The organism is Nocardia sp. NPDC003979 (genome assembly GCF_053605015.1).
Genome location: NZ_JBSGIJ010000018.1, coordinates 1 through 16,145, shown reverse-complemented (window position 1 = coordinate 16,145; position 16,145 = coordinate 1). Strand labels below are relative to the sequence as shown.

Genomic DNA, 16,145 nt, shown 5'->3' with positions numbered 1-16,145 from the left:
ACCCCATCCGCACGCAGGCCGACAACTCGTCTCCTTCGTCGTATCCGTCTGTCCGAGAAAGGATTTCGACCCTATGTCGATCACATCGCCTGTCCGTCACGCCGAGCTGGGGGATCTGGTCGCGCGGCTCAACGATCAGCAGGCCGCCAAGCTCGACGTCTTGGCTCCGGCCTCGGCCCTGCGCGCCAGCGATGGCCTGCTGGAACTGTCGGGGGTGGAGCCGGTGCTCGATGAGCGCGGCTTCACCCCGGTCGATGGCTTGTATCGGCCGACCGCCGCGGCGGACTCGCATCTGGGATCGAAGCTGAAGATCCCCGCCGGTTACTTGAAGTGGCTGCGCCAGGAGCAGCGCACCGACCTCTACGACGCCAACGTCAACGGACTGCTCCACGGACCGCTCGATCCGCGTCTGCCCGGCGGGCCCGATGAGCGGTCGTTTCTGTTGCGGCTGTTCACCTCCGGGAACCCGGATGAACCGGGCCTGCTGCGGGCGGTGTTGTCGGATCGCTACGGCATCATCGACAACCTCGATGTCCTCACCGCCGTGCTGGAAGGCATCCGCGCCGCCGACACCGACGTGAAGGTCCGTTCGTGTGATCTGTCGGATACCTCCATGCACTGCAAGGTGTACTCCCCGAAGATCCGGGCATTGGCCCCGACGTTCCTGGCGAACTATCGCAATCCGTTTGCCAACCCGGATCTGGAAGCTGAACGCCGCCGGGCCGCCGGACAGATCGAGTCCGGGCGCCGAATGGCCGCCCGCGATGGGCAAGGCTACCGGCCCGGCACAGAGCCGGTCGTGTTCGCCGGGCTGCGGTTCTCCAACTCCGAGATCGGTCATCACGCGGTCACGATCAAACCGGAGTTGATGGTCCAGATCTGCGGCAACGGACTGACTCTGCCGTTGTTCGCGTTCACCAAACGCCACGTCGGGGACCGTCTCGAGGTCGGCGGGACCTGGTCGCAAGACACCCAGCGCAAACGTTTGGCCGTGATCACCGCCGAGACCCGAGACAAGGTCAGCGAGTGGATGTCCCCGGATTTCCTGTCTGCGCGGGTCGCCGACCTCGAACGTCACGCCGCGACACCGGTGACTCAGCCCGAACGCACCCTCGAGGTGATGAGCAAGAAGCTCGGATTCACCGAGAACGAACGCTCAGGGATCCTGTCGCACTTCATCGCCGGTGGGCAGCTCACCGCCGCCGGGATCGCGAACGCGGTCACCAGCTACTCCCAGACCATCCCCGACCCCGACCGCGCCGACAACCTCGACGATCTCGCCCTGACCGCGATGACCCTCGTCTGAACCCGCCAACGCATCCGCGCTCACTCGATCCTCCCTCCCTCCCCCTATCCGCTCTCTCGAAGGAGTTGTGCCTCATGACCGAGACCACCACCCTGACCCTGACCCGTGCCGAGTTCGACGCCGCCGAGCACCTCGGCGCCGCTGGCGCGGCGACCGCCCTGGGCGAGAACACCGTTACCGGCTGGCGTGAACAGTTCCCGGACTGGAAAGCCAAGCACTGGGGCTACACCGACCCCGAAGCCCCGCATGCCGCTCGGCACCTGCGCCCGATCAACGTCGCCCCCCGCACCAAGACCTAACCCCAGCCCAGGCGAGCACCACCACCGGTGCCGCCGACCCACGACACCAGGAAAGGACGTCTGCACCCGTGACAAAGAAGCGAAAACTGTTGCTGCCCGCAGACTTCGACGTCGTCGAGGACATCCTGGGCCTCGACACCGAAGGCTGCGTGGTCATCAGGTTCGGCACCGACCACACTGCAGTGCTCACCCCGTGCTGTCACGCCACCGGCAAAGGCAACGGTGATTCGATCTCCGGTGTCGTGTGCCGGTCCTGCTATCGCGATGTACACCACAAACACGGCGGCAGCCACACCGAGATCGCCATCGCTCGCAAGGACCTCGAGATCGTCATCGAAAGCCAATCCCCACGACCGGCCGCCGACCCCACCTCCGGGTAGCCACTCTCCCCCGACTCCATCCATCGAAGTCCCCTCCCCCGAGGCAGGGACCGCCAGTCCAAGGCTGGCGGTCCCTGCCTCTTTCACGATAGGAGCCCATCTCGATGCCCACCGACACCGACACGACCACCACCTACCCCGACACCGACTACGGCGACTCGAACCCCGGCGAGCCCGACGCCGACGGCGACAGCGCCGGGCAAATCGGCTCCCTAGACAGGTTGTGCACGGGGCCGAGGGTCAATCCCGCCGATCTCGAGATCGACGAGAACGTGCGCAAGACATTCAGTCTCGACGACCACCCCGAGGTCACCGACTCCATCCGCGAACACGGCGTGCGGAACCCGATCCTGGTGATCCGGATGCCCGACAAGCGCCTGGTCGTGCGCGACGGACAGATCCGCACCCTGACCGCGCTCGCCTACGGGCTGGCTGAGGTCCCGGTCTACATCCGCGATTTCGACCCGAGCGTGGACACCACCGAGGCCGAGATCGAGCGAATCGTCGAGCAGATCACCCTCAACGACCGCCGGATCCCGCTCACCACCGGCGACCGTGCCGCCGGGATCACCCAGGCGCTGGATCTCGGTGCCTCCGTCACCCGCGTGGCCAAGGCGTTGCAGACCAAACGCGACGAGGTCAAACTCGTCGGCAAGGTCGGCGCCTCCGCGACCGCGCGCAGGCTCATCGACGACGGCCAGTACGACCTGGCCCATGCCGCGCTCATCGCCGACTACGAGAACCTCGGCGACACCGACGCGGTCACCCGGCTGCTCAACGCCCGCCCCAGTCAGTTCGACTTCGAGGCCCACCGGATCGCCGCCGACCGCGACGAACGACGTATTTACCTCGCCGACGCCCTGCCCTACGCCGAGGCCGGACTCGGTATCCTCACCGACTACCCCGACCTCGATCACCCCGATCACGGCGAGTTGCTGTGCGCGGCCGAGATCGTCGACGCCGAAGGCAACGCCCTCGAATTCGCGCACATCGCCGCGAACCCGGGGCCGTGGCTGGTGTGGCTCGACCTCGACCAGAACCAGGTGTGGGTCGAGATCGACACCGGCCACATCATCGACCCCGACACCGTGGACTGGGGCACCCGCGACCAGCCCGATACCGAACCCGCAGAAGGGTTGCGCCACGCCCGCGAGGTCGAACAGCGCGACCAGGTCTTGCCCGAGTACTTCCTGCCCCGCGAACACCTCGACGCCGTCGGGCTGCGCGAACGTGTCGACACCGAGGACGAAACCGCCACCGGTGATGTCGCAGACGCCGGTGAGGACGACGAGCCCGGCGAGCACGGCAGCCGTTTCGGTCAGGTCGATCCGGAGCAGGCTGCGGCGGATCGGCGCGCCGCCGCCGAAGCAGCCGCCGAAGAGGCGGCCCAGAGAGCCGAGATCGAGCGGGCCGAGCGGCGGCGGATACGTGAGCTCAACAAGCTCGGTGTGGCCGCCAAGGCGACCCGTATCGAGTATGTGACCCGGCTGCTGACCCGGCGTACCCCGCCCGCACAGGCCGCGATGTTCATGACCCGGTCCTTGCTGGCCGATCCGGGCCTGACCGGCGAGTACCACGCCTTCGACTCCGCACTGAAACTCCTGGGTATCGAGGGCTACCGGTCCCGCCAAGACATGGTGGCCACCCTCGACACCACCAAACCCGCCCGCGCCCAGGTCATCGCGCTGGCTCTGGTGCTGGGTGGCTACGAACACCGCGCCGACAAGGACCTGTGGCGTTACACCGAATCCGCGGTCCGTCGCTACCTGACCTTCCTGCGCGAGCTCGACTACCCCCTCGTCCCCGTCGAACTCGCCGCCCTCGGCGAGATCAAAGCCATCGACATCGACATCGACAACCCCACCGCCACCGGCGAACCCGCCGACCCGAACTCCGCGTCCACCGAACCCGACGCCGACGAGCACGACCTGCCCGAAGCAGCCTGACCGCCCCGGCCGGCGGCTCCCGGTGCGCCCGAACTCCCCTCGGGCGCACCGGGACCAGGTTCGGACCCCCGCAACATTCCTCGAAGGAGTCAGTTGTGCGCACCCCTGACGAACCCACCATCGATACCCTGGCCCGCACCGACACCGGCTATCGCGCGCGCAGCCTCTGCCTGGTCGACAATCAGCCCGCCGACATCACCGTCACTGTCGATAGCGAAGGTGGTTTCGGTGCCACCGTGCGTGTGTTCGACCAGATGACCTTGTCGTGGCACCTGGTGCTGCGCGCCGACCACACCGACTACCCCCGCCTACCCACCGACCACGACCTGCCCGCCACCCTCGAGCAGGTCCGTGCCCGCATCCGCGAGCTACACACCACTACGGTGTGGATCCTGTGGACCGCCCGCGGCCTCGGGCCACGCTGGTGAGCACCGCGACGGCGCGGGACCTCGACGACTGCGGGGTGAGCCTGGATCTGCGGGCGGTGGCTCTCGAGATCGCGGCGCGCGGGTGGCCGGTGTTCCCGGTCCGACCCGGCGCGAAGAAGCCGCCGGTGTTCAAACGCTGGCCCGAGCATGCCAGCACCGATCCCACCCGCATCCACCGGTGGTGGGACCAGGACCCGGCTCGCAACGTCGCGATCGCGACAGGCCCGGCCGGGTTGTGCGTGATCGACCTCGACCCCCGCCACATGAGCCCGCCCGCCCACGACTTCGCCGATGCCCTGACCCGACTCCCCGATCCGGTGCCGGTGACGTGGACGGTGACGACCCCGCACGGCTGGCACCTCTACTACCGGGCCCCGCAGACACCACGGCTGCCGTGCAGTATCGGCCGTCTCGGCGACGGAATCGACACCCGAGGCCACGGCGGCTACGTCATCGCCCCTGGATCGCGCACCCGCCACGGTGAATACACCGTCGCCGCCGACCACCCCGTCGCCGACCTCCCGACCGAGCTCGCCGTCCTGCTCACCCCGCCACCACCTACGCCCACATCGGGATTGCCCGCTACCGCGACCCATCCCGATGCCTACCTCGCGGCCATCCTCGCCGGGGAAGCCCACCGCGTCACCACCGCGCGAGTCCATCTGCGCAACCACACCCTGTTCCGCTCCGCGCTCGTGCTCGGACGGCTCGTCGCCGCCGACGAGATCACCGAACACCACGCCCACGCCGTCCTGTCCGACGCCGCGGCCGTGCACGTCGGCGTCGAAGGCTTCACCACCAGCGAAGCAGACCGCACCATCGCCAACGGCCTGCGCTATGCCAGCAACCGTCCCCGCTACCTGCGGCGATGACGACGCCCGCACTGGAAGGAGACCTGTCGTGTCGGATCCGACTGTCGAAGTTGTGGTGATTCGTGACCCGTCCTCGCAGACCTCGGTGTCGGTGTATGTCGACGGCGTCGCGGTGGACTGCCAGTCGGTGGTCATCGACGCCGGACACGGCTGGGAATGGGACGACTGGCGCGCGTTCCGTGACGCCACCCTCGCCGAGCCGAGCAGCCCGGCCTGCCGCGCGGAGTTGATCGACGTCTTCGACGACCCGCCCGGCGGTGAATACGTGATGGGTCGCGGACGCACGCAGTGGCTCGACGGAGTCGATCCCGAGGATCGGCTCGCCTGCCGCTATCGGCTCACCGGGCCGCGCGCGGTCGCGGTCACCGTGCCGGCCGACACCGATCTCGACACGGTGGCCTTGACGTATCTACGCGCGCATCTGCCAGAGGGACACGATCTGCTCCACCACGTGAGACGCGGCGGCCGCGCGATAGTGCCCGCAGTCACTGCTCCATGTGGCATCGCAAGAAATGGGCAGTGTGGGTCTTGCCGTCAGCGACCAGCTGGTCGGGTGTTCCTTCATAGACAACGTTGCCGCCGTCGTGTCCGGCTTCGGGACCGATATCGATGATCCAGTCTGCGGCGGCGATGATGTCGAGGTTGTGCTCGATGACTACCAGCGTCGAACCTGTGTCGACAAGTCGATCGAGCAACTCGATGAGCCGAGAGACGTCGGCGATGTGGAGGCCCGTGGTGGGCTCGTCGAGGATGATCGTGCGGCCTGCGGTCCCGAGCTCTGTTGCGAGCTTGAGTCTTTGACGCTCGCCACCGGACAAGCTGGTGAGGGTCTGTCCGAGAGTGAGGTATTCGAGTCCGACATCGTTGAGCCGAGTGAGGATGCGCCTGACCGAGGGCTGGCTGAAGTAGCCCATTGCATCGGTGACGCTCATCTCGAATACGTCGGCGATGCTCTTGTCTGCGACGCGAAGAGCTTGTGCTTCGGGGGTGAAGCGTCGGCCTTCGCAGACTTCACAGCGGGTGATGACGCCGTCCATGAATGCGAGGTCGGTGTAGATGACGCCGTTGCCTTCGCACGCGGGGCAGCCCCCGGTGGAGTTGGGGGTGAACAGGCCGGCCGGTGCACCGGTGGCTTTGGTGAAAACGTCGCGAATGAGACTCAGGAGCCCGGTGAAGGTAGCCGGGTTGGAGCGGCGTGACCCCCGGATCGGGCGTTGGTCGATCACGATCGTGCCGGGTTCGACGACAGGGAGGTTGCCGAGGATCAGGCTGGACTTACCCGATCCGGCCACGCCGGTCACGGCCGTCATCACTGCGCGGGGAATCCGGGTACTGACGTGCTGGAGGTTGTTCGTGGTGGCGTCGATGATATCGATCCAGCCGGTCGGGGTGCGTCGCGGGCGTGCCGAGCGGCGATGCTCGCGCAGCCCGTGGCCGGTCGGGGTTTCCGCGTGGATGAGACCGTCGTAGTCGCCTTGGTAGACGATCTGGCCACCAGCGGTTCCCGCTCCGGGTCCGAGGTCGATGATGTGGTCGGCGATGGCCATGATGTCGGGGTCGTGTTCGACGACGAGCACGGTATTGCCACGGTCTCGCAGGGCGAGCAGCATCTGCCCGAGAGCTTCGACGTCACGGGGGTGCAGGCCCACCGTGGGCTCGTCGAAGACATAGAGCATGTCAGCCAGGGAGCTGCCGAGGTGTCGGACCATTTTGATCCGCTGGGCCTCACCCCCGGAGAGGGTCGAGGTAGTGCGGTCGAGACTGAGGTACCCCAAGCCGAGCGTCATCATCCGGTCCAGGTGGACTCGCAGGCTCGCAACCAGCGGCGCTACGGCGGTGCAGTCGATTTCGGCGATGTGATCGGCGAGATCGTTGATCTGCATCGCGTTGAACTCGGCGATCGACTTGCCACCGATCATGCTGGCGCGGGCCGCGGCGGCGAGTCGGGAGCCGTGGCAGTCGGGACAAGGCCCGCGCGCGACGATGCGCTCGAACGCCTCACGCTGCGCGCCTTTGAACGAGTCGGGTTCACGCTGCAGGTAGATACGGTTGAACCGCGTGATGAGGCCTTCGTAGGCGGTGCCGACCGTGTCCATACCCGCGGGAGGGGTGTGCTCTCCGGCGGCGGCGTGGAGGAACAGCTCTCGTTGTTCGGGGGTGTAGTCCCGGATTTTCATGTCCGGGTCGAAGAACCCGGACTTGGCATAGGCCTTCCACAGCCATGTCCCTGGGTTGAACTTGGGGAAAGTGATCGCGCCCTCGTTGAGCGAGCGATTGTCGTCGACGAGTTCGGACTGCACGACAGTGGCCGCGATGCCGAGCCCTTGACAGTTCGGGCACATGCCGGCTGGGTCGTTGAAGCTGTAGGCGTTGGAGTAGCCGGCCGTCGGCTCGCCGATTCGGGAGAACAGCAGCCGAAGGCGTGCACCGATGTCGCTGATGGTTCCGACGGTGGAGCGGGGGCCACCGGAGAGGCGCTGTTGGTCGACCACGATGACGGCCGAGAGGTTTTCGAGGATGTCGACGTCGGGGTGGGCGTAGCTGGGCAACCTGCCTTGGGCGAATGCCGAGAAGGTCTCGTTGAGCTGGCGGGCCGACTCGGCGGCGATCGTGTCGAACACGAGCGAGGACTTCCCCGAGCCCGATACCCCGGTGACGACCACGAGCTGATGCTTCGGGACATCGACGTCGATGTCTCGAAGGGAGTTCTGGCGTGCTCCGCGTACGCGGATGATGTCGCGGGTTCTCGTCGTCATGTCAGCTTCCGGTGGGTCTCGGCATTCATGCAGGCCATGGTGTATACGCTGTAGTGTACAACGTAGAGTTCAAGGGAGGCGGAGATGGCCAAACGCACGGGCATCGACGAGTTCAAGCTGATCGGGCTGCTATGGCGCGAGTCCCCGGTGAGTCCACGCAGCGGGATCAGCACTCAGAGCATCACCGCTCTCGCTATCGGGCTCGCCGACAGCGAAGGCCTCCACGCGGTGACGATCCGTCGGCTGGCACAGGAAGCCGGGGTCACCGCGATGGCCCTGTATCCCCATATCGGCGGTCGTGCAGAACTCGTGGAACTCATGCTCGATCAGGTCGCTGGCACGACCTACGAAACGGTCATGCTCTCCGAGAGCGCGGACTGGCGCGATCGCATCACGACGATCTCCGAGGCGAACTGGACGAGCTGCCACGCGCATCCATGGATCACCGACCTCGCCGTCGGACGGCCGGTGCCAGGCCCCGGAGCGTCGGCCAAGTACGAGACCGAACTCCGAGCACTCGATGGGATCGGGCTCACCGACATCGAGATGGATCACACCCTTACCGCCCTGCTCGCGCTCGTACAGGGAACCGCCCGGGCCGCACTCGCCGCTCGGGACTCGCGGCAGCCGGGCGAAGATCATGACACTGACTGGTGGGCGAACATCGAGCCCGCATTCACTGCCGCGATCGGCGACCAGGCCAGATTCCCGATCGCCTCCCGTGTCTCGCGTTCCCTCGGGCAGGAGACTGGCAAGGCAAACGACCCTGAAGGCGCTTACCGGCGGGGTATCGGCTTGTTCCTCGATGGCATCGAACGACACCTCGAAACAACAACGGCCAGCCGACGCCGATGATCCTTGGCACCCGTGCTCGGCCGGTTCACGACCGTGGCCGCAGATAGCTGACGCCAGTTCCGATCCGAACAACGCCGCGTGAGGTTTCGAGACTCTCCCGAAGTTGGTGGTTTTCCAGGCTGAGATTCCCCAGCTAATCCGGAGAGCGGATTAGCTGGTTCCAGCAGAAACCCGGTGATGATAGCTGGCTTCGTACTTGTCGGGTGATCGCCAACCCAGCTGGGTGTTGTACCAGCCGTAATGGCAACGGATGCCCATACCAGCCGAGGGCCTTGAGCCCGGTCATCGAGAGCGGCGCCTCGTGGTGGGTGTTGTGGCCGATTTCGGTGACAACACCCACCGTCACGAGGATGATCGTGCCGAATTGCCGACGGGTGCGAGCCTTCGTGTTCCGCAGACCGTGAGTCTTCAGCGAGTTCGGGTGCCGTCGGTGGCGAGGTGGAATGGCTCGTGAGATGTCGTGCCGCAGAGCACTTTCCATTAGGGCGCCAGGCCTCGCTGCGTATTGACCAGACCGAACTGAGGAGGACCCGAATGGCGGCGGTTGCTTGCGGAGTCGACTGGGCGCAGGATCACCACGATGTCGCGGTTGTTGACCACGACGGCAAAGTGGTTGCCAGCGAACGGATCTCCGACAGTGCCGAAGGCTTGACCATCCTGTTGCGGATGCTGGTCGAGCACGACCCTACCGACGCGCAGCTGCCGATCGCGATTGAGACCAGTCGGGGTCTGCTGGTGGCAGGACTGCGCGCAGCGGGACGAAAGGTTTTCGCGATCAATCCGTTCTCGGTATCGCGCTATCGAGACCGCTACCGGTCCTCACGTGGCAAGTCCGATGCTTTCGACGCCATGGTGCTGGCCAATATTTTGCGCACCGGCATCGATACCCACCGGCCATTGTCCGATGATTCCGTCGAGGTGCAGGCCCTGCGAGTGCTCACTCGCGCGCAACAGGACGCGGTCTGGGAAGGTGCCGAGGTCACCAACCGCATTCGGACGCTGCTCAAAGCGTTCTTCCCGATGGCACTGTCGGCATTCGAACGAGGCGGACGACATCGGTTGGATTCCGCGGCCTGCCGAACCATCCTGTCCACTGCCCCGACTCCCGAAGCAGCCCGATCCCTGACTGTGCGACGGCTGTCGTCTCTGCTGAAAAAGGCTGGGCGGCAACGCGGAATCGCCGAGGAAGCGACCCGCCTGCATGCGGCGCTGCGCCAGGAAGCGATGCATCAACCCGCAGCCGTCGAACGTGCGATGGGGTTGCAGCTGCAAGGCCTGCTCCGCCAGCTCGACGCGATCTGCGACACCGTGGCCGAACTCGAGGAAGCCGTCGAAACCGCCTTCCACGCTCATCCGGATTCTGGGATCGTGAGCAGCTTCCCGGGTGTCGGGACACAGCTCGGCGCCCGTTTTCTCGCCGAGATCGGCGATGACCGCGCCCGGTTCGCCGATGCCAGAGGGCTGAGAGCCTTCGCCGGCGCCGCGCCGGTCACCCGAGCGTCAGGCAAGAGCAGTTTCGTGCATGCCCGTCGCGCCAAGAACAATCGCCTCGCGACCACCGGCTATGTATGGGCGTTGGCCGCCGTCCGCCATGACAAGAACTGGGAGGCGCTCTATCGAGCCCGCCGAGACCACGGCGACCGACACACCGCCGCGCTGCGCAGACTCTTCAGCATCATGCTCAGCAAGCTCCACTACTGCCTTAAATCAGGTCGGGTCTACAACCCTGCGTATGCCTTCACCGTAGGTGAAATTCCCGCTGCGGCTTGACATCCTGTGTTGGTGAGATGTCTCGATGTAGGCGAACAAAGCGTTCTCGGCGTCTTCCCTTGTCCGCCAACTGTTCCGATACTCCAGCTCGGTCTTCAGGGTGGCTCCCTACGGTTGCTGGTCCTTTCAGATCGGCGTCATCAGATGGCCATGGTGACGGTCGAATGCATGTGGTTGGGTGTGCCAGCGCTTGCATAGCAGCCATCGGCGGCTTGACGCTCGCAGTCAACCCGGGAGACGCGCCTGGTTCAACCCTGAACTTGCCCAAATCCCCGATGAGCGCGACTGGGCTGGCGGGCCAATCTGGGGTCAATGCTCGCAGTCAGTGTGCAGCGGCGGGCAATAGATGGTCGCGTTGCAAGCGAGGCAGGTGTGCGTTCGGTGGTGGCCGCCAAGGCGGAGGCACTGAGTCATAGCGACAAGTGACCGGCCCGGCCCCAATCGGTGTCCGTCCGGGCAGAAGCGGGGAGCCGGTTCTGTCCAGCGCCCGGCGCGCAGGTAGAGCCGAATCGATTCGCACATAGATTCGATTATTCACTGAGCTGTGCGTGCAGAGCGCCCGGGTCCGGTCCGGGTCCGGAGGTAGGTGAGCATCCGAACAGCGGTGGCTCACGGCTGACCGTCACGGGCGGTTGTGGCAGCTGACGACGGGCTCGAAACCCGCCATCGGGCAACTGAGTTGCTCTACGTCAAACATCCGATGGTTTGACGCGACCCCCGCATCCGCACGAATCACGTATACCTCGTTCACATGCGTGCACGAGCACGCCATCACCGCCCCCGACCACCACCCCGACCCCTACGACGAATCAAACACAGGCCCTGCACGCGCTCACCGGCCTAACCCTTTCGCCCCAGTGATGCCCCGCCGCAACCGAATTCCGTGCACGGGCAGGTCGCGGCAACCCGCGGCACCGGGCACATCCGCTCATCCCGCCAATTACGGCGAAACCGTCTTCACCGATTGGCGACACCGCACTGGGTCCGAGCTTCCCATTGCAGAACCTTTCCCCGGTCACCGCTAGTGGCCGGGGTTTCCTATGCCCGCACGAAATGGAGTCATGTTGAGCAATCCTGGTGTGTTCTTCTTCGGCCTGTACGGCGAGACAGCGTCGTACTACAAACACAACGTCAACGGCCGCCTCGACGTGGACTATCTCGCCGAGTTCGCAGTGGACACGGTCACCTCCGGAGCGCGACTGACGGTGGACGCTTGGGAGGCGTACCGCGAGGTCGCCTACGCCCACCTCGAGACCCACCGTCTCGGGGGACGGATGTTGCTCGAGCGCAACGATGAGCTGCGACGCACCCGCAAGGATCACGGCGCAGATTGGCGATTCACCGTCACCGCCAGTTCGCACGACCTGGCGGTGAGCCTCGAGCAGAGCGGACCGGGGCGCGATCACTATGTCCCGTTGATGATCGCAGCCAACACCACCGAACTGGTCGACCTGGCGGTGGTGCAAGCCCGGGTGTACCGCAAGCGGATACGGACAGAGCGCCACCGCCGGGGCGCACGACCCGACAGCAGTCACGTCCTATTTCCGTCGGTGTCGAAGTGCACCGACATGATCAGGGAACTGGAAGTGCTCAAGGAGCGTTGGCAGCGGTGGCTCGTCGACAACAGCAGCACCGAGATCCAGCTGAGTTTCGGCGGTGCCCGCTTCAGTCGTGACGGCCGCACCCGCGCCGATGTGGAGAAGATGGCCGCCGAGTTCGACATCCGGCTGACCACGTCGAGCACGGACCGGTGGGGGCGCGAGATCCACCGGGGCCTGTTCGAGTCAGGCACGCGCGCGACCTTCACGATCGTGCACACCGTCGCCGGGACCGCGGTACCGGCCGTCGCGCTCGGGCAGGTGTGACGATGTTCGACCTGACCGCAGCTCCCACGGAAAACCCTTTGGGAGCAGCTATCTGGGCGTTGTCGGCGACCGACAACGCGATCCTCACCGGCGATCGTGAGCGGTGGGATCGCCTGATTCGTTGGGCGCGTGAGCACCAGGTCCTGACCGAAGAGCAGATCGCCGACACTTACCGGTGGAGCAACAGCAAGCGCCGGGTTCCCGTGGATTGGGGACTGCGCGGGGTCCCACTGTGCAGGCCCGCCGACGTAACGGTCATCGCCGGCCAGGCCGTGCAAGGAGTGGTCCTCATGTCCGGACGCACTGTCCTGGGTCTGCCGCAGAACGGCGACGACGGATTCGTTGTATTCCATGTGCCAGCAACGTCATTCGCCTACCGCGCCGATCAAGCACTCGACGAGGCGGTGCAGTCGGCGATGCGAGGCGACTACCCGGCCGACGTCGCGTTCGTCGTCGAAGCGACGTGACCGCAGTCAGTTCGTTGCACCGGTCTGACCGTCGGCGCGGCTGAACACCTGAGCCATTCGGCGCTACCCCACCGATCCGAGCCCGATAGCTCGGGCGGATCAACGGGGACGCCTAAAGCTGTCTCTCACAATCAGTTCGGAGGAATCAGTGAGCACCTACGAGGAACGACCGAAGGTCGTTGCGGTTTTGCGCGGCCACGACAGCGCCGAGACCGCGAAAGTGGTCGCCGACTACCCCCACGGGGATAGTCGCACCCAGATTCGGTTCTGGGTCGAACGCGCCACGAAGGGACCGAAGGCCGGTTTGACACGCGGAGTCCGCCAAAGTCAGAACCCGAAGACCGGACGGTGGAACAAACCACACGCGGGCGTGTACACCACGGTGGACACGTGGGTTGTCGAGTACGACAACGGCCACGTCGACACCGCCGGGTTCTCGTTGGGCGACCCACATCGGTGGGTGAGCTTCTACAACACCGGGATCTGGCCGCACCTGACCGACACCGAACGGGCCCGGATCGCGTACTTGATGGGCAAATTCGAACTCCGATCCCCCACCGCGTGGACCGCGTTCGCCGAGTTGGTCCATGACATGACGAAAATGAGTCTGCCGACCCTCGAGGAATGGCGCGCGATCCTGCCCGATCGCCACGTCGACTCCAAACGCTACGCAGCGCTGCGCGCGTACCTCGCAGCGGACGGTCCCGACTTGCAGGCGAACACCTGGTGGCTGCTGTGACACAAGAGCCGATCCCCCGAGAAGACCACCCGCTGATCGCGCTCCATACAGACGCGAGCTTTGTCCACAACGACGGCACAGCCGAGGTCGTGATCCTCAAGGGCGGCGAGCAGGGCTACTACCAGACCGACGACGCGCGATGGCCCACACTCCACGCCGCTCGCACGCACTGCGACAAGGTCAACCAGGCACGCGGACTGAACGAGGCGACGGTGAACGCCATCCTGCTCTCGACGCACACAGGCCGTCCAGTCAGCGCGATCCTCTCCGACGCCGCGGCGAACGCAGAACCCGATGCGCCACTCCCGATCCCCACTACGCGGTAGTCGGCGAAGTCATGGCCGAGAAGACCGGACGCTGGACAGGTTCAGGCGCGCATCGAACCCGGACCTTCGAGTGGCCGACCGGCGAACGATTCCGGACGAAGTCGAACGGGTCCTCCGGTCGGTGGGTCGCGACGATGCAAGCCAAGGCTGAGTGCCGATGTGGTTGGAGCTACCGCGCCACCGATCGAGCGTTTGCGCAGCACGTCGCTAAACAGCATCGGGCTGAGATCACTGTTCCCAGTGACGATGTGACCGCGATGGTTCAGAAGATGTGCGAGCAGGCAATACCTTTCGACCTTCACCGGGCATTGGGCAGGCTCGCAGACGCAGCATCAGCCGCAGCCGACGCCGAGTTGGTGACGGTGGAATTGGCCGATTTGCCAGCTCTTCTTCGCTGGGCGAACCGCCCCTGGGCATACGCCGATCACCCGTGGATCACGCGGCTCATCACCGTGGTCGAGGCCGCCAACCACGACCGGGTAGGGATGCTCGACTCCGTGCACAGCTACTGCGAAATGGTCGCCGACGCACACGGATTGAGCCTCGATGAATGGCTCGCACTGATGGCGACCGAACCTGCATCACCGCAAACACGAGATCGCGGGCACCGGATCCCCTGACGAACGCCTGCACGCCCGCTTCGCCGACTGACGCCAGGCGCTGCGCGCGTTCACCAGCCTCACCTTCAACCCGAGTAACGCGCTGCCGCAACCGAATCCCGCGCACGGTCATGACGCGGGGTCACCCGCGTCTTGAGCAGATCCGCTCATCCCACCGATTCTGAGGAGCACTGCCATGCACACGATCGCCACAGTTTCCGATACGCGACTGTGGGCGTGGGCGATCCTGGCCCGCGCCGCCCTCGAACCCACCACCGCGGCCCGCGCGCACGCGGCCACCCGATCAACCGGAACCGACGTCGAGGACGCCGCCGAACAGCTCGGCTCGCTCGCCGCCGGACCCGGTTCGCGAGCCTCGATAGCCGACGTCGCCGCCCGCGATCTCGATCGGGCCGAGCAGGCCGGTGCGTGGTTGCTCACCCGCGACGATCCCGCCTGGACCGGACTGGGATTCGACGCCCTCGACCAGCCCGCCAGCACCTTCGACGCGCCGGTGGCGGTCTGGGTGCGCGGCACCCTCGACCCGGTCTCGGTCTCGACCCGCGTCGGCGTCGTCGGCAGCCGGGCGGTCTCGCCGCGCGGTGCCCGCCTCACCGGCGAGATCGCGGGCGCACTGGCCGCACGCGGTGTGCACATCGTCAGCGGTGGCGCCTACGGTGTCGATGTTCTGGCACATCAAGCCGCACTCGACCACGGCATGCCGACCACGCTCGTGTCCGCGGCCGGGATCGACCGCGTCTATCCCACCGCGCACGCACGCGTCTTCTCCGAGGTCGCCGAGACCGGGGCGATCGTGTCGGAATACCCGCCACGTGAGGGGATCGACCCTACACGGCTGCTGGCGCGCAATCGCCTGGTCGCGGCGATGTCGCAACAGCTGGTGATCCCCGAGGCCGGACCCCGCTCGGGCACCCTGTCCACCGCCCGGTGGGCACGGCGGCTGCACCGCCCGGTACTGGCCGTGCCCAGCGCCCCCGACGCAGCCGCGCGGGGCTGTGACCGACTGATCAGCGAAGACCACGCCCGCCCCGTGCACTCGGTCACCGACGTACTCACCGCGCTCGAGGAAACCGCCGACCCCGAACCCCTTGTCCCGCTCGGCGATTAGCGGTCGCGTTGACCCGCACGGCTTGTGGCGGCGGGTTGCGCGCGTAGTCCCGCGAATTCATTTGCCCCTGTTGATCATCGAACTTCGAGGAGGACTGTCATGGCCGGAGACACCGTCATCACTGTCATCGGAAACATCACGGCGGACGTAGAGCTGAGATTTACGCCCGGGGGTGCCGCGGTCGCGAATTTCACCGTGGCGTCGACCCCGCGATATTTCGACCGCAACACCAACGAGTGGAAGGACAGCGAGGCGCTGTTCCTGCGGTGCAGCCTTTGGCGAGAGGCCGCCGAGAACGCCGCGGAGTCGTTGTTTATGTGGATCTCAAGATTGAAATATACTACCTACCAGGCTTTTTCCGGCGTGGACATGTCCATATCGAGCGAGCGTGATGCCGTAGCCGTCCCC

The 16,145-nt window shown here is 65.9% G+C and carries 16 protein-coding genes; 15 read left to right on the top strand and 1 reads right to left on the bottom strand.

Going from position 1 to position 16,145, the window contains the following annotated elements:
* The first annotated feature begins 73 nt into the window (after positions 1–73).
* The 6 genes from ACWEVR_RS27670 to ACWEVR_RS27645 all read left to right on the top strand — a co-directional run bounded on the left by ACWEVR_RS27670 (position 74) and on the right by ACWEVR_RS27645 (position 5,231).
* Positions 74–1,306 carry a hypothetical protein gene (locus ACWEVR_RS27670; RefSeq protein ID WP_452469307.1) on the top strand — a complete coding sequence of 411 codons (1,233 nt, stop codon included), beginning with the start codon at positions 74–76 and terminating at the stop codon, positions 1,304–1,306.
* A gap of 74 nt (positions 1,307–1,380) precedes the next feature.
* Positions 1,381–1,605 (top strand): hypothetical protein, encoded by a 225-nt coding sequence (locus ACWEVR_RS27665; RefSeq protein ID WP_452469306.1) that lies wholly within the window; start codon positions 1,381–1,383, stop codon positions 1,603–1,605.
* A gap of 68 nt (positions 1,606–1,673) precedes the next feature.
* Complete coding sequence (locus ACWEVR_RS27660) at positions 1,674–1,985, top strand: hypothetical protein (RefSeq protein WP_452469305.1); 312 nt, start codon at positions 1,674–1,676, stop codon at positions 1,983–1,985.
* Positions 1,986–2,089: 104 nt separating this feature from the next.
* A complete protein-coding gene (locus tag ACWEVR_RS27655; protein WP_452469304.1) occupies positions 2,090–3,931 on the top strand; it encodes a ParB/RepB/Spo0J family partition protein in 1,842 nt (613 codons plus the stop codon).
* Between the two features lie 95 nt (positions 3,932–4,026).
* Positions 4,027–4,359 carry a hypothetical protein gene (locus tag ACWEVR_RS27650; RefSeq protein WP_452469303.1) on the top strand — a complete coding sequence of 111 codons (333 nt, stop codon included), beginning with the start codon at positions 4,027–4,029 and terminating at the stop codon, positions 4,357–4,359.
* The gene (locus ACWEVR_RS27645) at positions 4,356–5,231 is read left to right on the top strand and encodes a bifunctional DNA primase/polymerase (RefSeq protein ID WP_452469302.1); all 876 of its coding nucleotides are present in this window, start codon (positions 4,356–4,358) and stop codon (positions 5,229–5,231) included. The genes ACWEVR_RS27650 and ACWEVR_RS27645 overlap by 4 nt, the downstream gene beginning before the upstream one ends.
* A gap of 485 nt (positions 5,232–5,716) precedes the next feature.
* Here ACWEVR_RS27645 and ACWEVR_RS27640 read toward each other — a convergent pair whose 3' ends face one another.
* Positions 5,717–7,987 (bottom strand): ATP-binding cassette domain-containing protein, encoded by a 2,271-nt coding sequence (locus ACWEVR_RS27640; RefSeq protein ID WP_452469301.1) that lies wholly within the window; start codon positions 7,985–7,987, stop codon positions 5,717–5,719.
* Between the two features lie 84 nt (positions 7,988–8,071).
* Here ACWEVR_RS27640 and ACWEVR_RS27635 point away from each other — a divergent pair, with 84 nt between their 5' ends.
* The 9 genes from ACWEVR_RS27635 to ssb form a co-directional block, all read left to right on the top strand.
* Positions 8,072–8,842 carry a TetR/AcrR family transcriptional regulator gene (locus tag ACWEVR_RS27635; RefSeq protein WP_452469300.1) on the top strand — a complete coding sequence of 257 codons (771 nt, stop codon included), beginning with the start codon at positions 8,072–8,074 and terminating at the stop codon, positions 8,840–8,842.
* Positions 8,843–9,376: 534 nt separating this feature from the next.
* Positions 9,377–10,612, top strand: coding sequence for an IS110 family transposase (locus ACWEVR_RS27630; RefSeq protein ID WP_452469299.1), 1,236 nt, complete (start codon positions 9,377–9,379; stop codon positions 10,610–10,612).
* Positions 10,613–11,673: 1,061 nt separating this feature from the next.
* Positions 11,674–12,477 (top strand): hypothetical protein, encoded by an 804-nt coding sequence (locus ACWEVR_RS27625; RefSeq protein ID WP_452469298.1) that lies wholly within the window; start codon positions 11,674–11,676, stop codon positions 12,475–12,477.
* A 38-nt stretch (positions 12,478–12,515) separates the two neighbouring features.
* Positions 12,516–12,944, top strand: a complete 429-nt coding sequence (locus ACWEVR_RS27620) for a hypothetical protein (RefSeq protein ID WP_452469297.1) — start codon at positions 12,516–12,518, stop codon at positions 12,942–12,944.
* Between the two features lie 148 nt (positions 12,945–13,092).
* On the top strand, positions 13,093–13,683 hold the full coding sequence (locus tag ACWEVR_RS27615; RefSeq protein ID WP_452469296.1) for a hypothetical protein: 591 nt from the start codon (positions 13,093–13,095) through the stop codon (positions 13,681–13,683).
* Entirely contained in the window at positions 13,671–14,009 is a 339-nt protein-coding gene (locus ACWEVR_RS27610; protein ID WP_452469295.1) for a hypothetical protein, read from the top strand. Before ACWEVR_RS27615 ends, ACWEVR_RS27610 begins: the two co-directional genes overlap by 13 nt.
* 11 nt (positions 14,010–14,020) lie before the next feature.
* Positions 14,021–14,629, top strand: coding sequence for a hypothetical protein (locus ACWEVR_RS27605; RefSeq protein ID WP_452469294.1), 609 nt, complete (start codon positions 14,021–14,023; stop codon positions 14,627–14,629).
* A 175-nt stretch (positions 14,630–14,804) separates the two neighbouring features.
* On the top strand, positions 14,805–15,737 hold the full coding sequence (locus ACWEVR_RS27600; RefSeq protein WP_452469293.1) for a DNA-processing protein DprA: 933 nt from the start codon (positions 14,805–14,807) through the stop codon (positions 15,735–15,737).
* Between the two features lie 99 nt (positions 15,738–15,836).
* Positions 15,837–16,145: single-stranded DNA-binding protein (gene ssb, locus ACWEVR_RS27595; RefSeq protein ID WP_452469292.1), on the top strand; the 309-nt coding region annotated here is incomplete at its 3' end.

What these genes read in the sequence shown, in the direction of transcription:
- ACWEVR_RS27670 (WP_452469307.1), top strand. Translation starts at nt 74, where the DNA reads ATGTCGATCACATCGCCTGTCCGTCACGCCGAGCTGGGGGATCTGGTC.
- ACWEVR_RS27665 (WP_452469306.1), top strand. Translation starts at nt 1,381, where the DNA reads ATGACCGAGACCACCACCCTGACCCTGACCCGTGCCGAGTTCGACGCC.
- ACWEVR_RS27655 (WP_452469304.1), top strand. Translation starts at nt 2,090, where the DNA reads ATGCCCACCGACACCGACACGACCACCACCTACCCCGACACCGACTAC.
- ACWEVR_RS27640 (WP_452469301.1), bottom strand. Translation starts at nt 7,987, where the DNA reads ATGACGACGAGAACCCGCGACATCATCCGCGTACGCGGAGCACGCCAG.
- ACWEVR_RS27635 (WP_452469300.1), top strand. Translation starts at nt 8,072, where the DNA reads ATGGCCAAACGCACGGGCATCGACGAGTTCAAGCTGATCGGGCTGCTA.
- ACWEVR_RS27630 (WP_452469299.1), top strand. Translation starts at nt 9,377, where the DNA reads ATGGCGGCGGTTGCTTGCGGAGTCGACTGGGCGCAGGATCACCACGAT.
- ACWEVR_RS27625 (WP_452469298.1), top strand. Translation starts at nt 11,674, where the DNA reads ATGTTGAGCAATCCTGGTGTGTTCTTCTTCGGCCTGTACGGCGAGACA.
- ACWEVR_RS27605 (WP_452469294.1), top strand. Translation starts at nt 14,021, where the DNA reads ATGGCCGAGAAGACCGGACGCTGGACAGGTTCAGGCGCGCATCGAACC.
- ACWEVR_RS27600 (WP_452469293.1), top strand. Translation starts at nt 14,805, where the DNA reads ATGCACACGATCGCCACAGTTTCCGATACGCGACTGTGGGCGTGGGCG.